The organism is Pseudonocardia sp. EV170527-09 (assembly GCF_008369905.1).
Taxonomy (GTDB): domain Bacteria; phylum Actinomycetota; class Actinomycetes; order Mycobacteriales; family Pseudonocardiaceae; genus Pseudonocardia.
This window is the reverse complement of sequence record NZ_VRMC01000643.1, coordinates 1-239: the sequence shown is the minus strand read 5'-3', so window position 1 is coordinate 239 and position 239 is coordinate 1. Positions and strand designations below refer to the sequence as shown.

Sequence of the window (239 nt, the reverse complement as noted above, 5' to 3'; positions counted from 1 at the left end):
TCCTCATCCTGATGGGGCTTACAGTCTGGTCGCTGCTTCGCGGCATCGGCGCGTTCCTCAAGAGCACCAAGGCCGAGCTGGAAGGCGATGGCACGCGGGCGACCGAAATGCAGCTGCTGCAGAACAAGATGATGTTCAACCGCATCAAGTATCAGGGCCTCGCGGTTGCGGTTGTTGCCATCCTCCTGCTGTTCACCCACGGCGGCCGCTGACCGCACCTCCGTGGTCAAGCTCAACAA

At 61.1% G+C, this 239-nt stretch carries 1 protein-coding gene; it reads left to right on the top strand.

The annotated features are described in order from the left end of the window. Nucleotides 1-212 (top strand): HIG1 domain-containing protein (locus FVA95_RS30375; RefSeq protein WP_205016114.1); only part of this gene is annotated, 212 nt, incomplete at its 5' end. Nucleotides 213-239 lie beyond the last annotated feature (27 nt).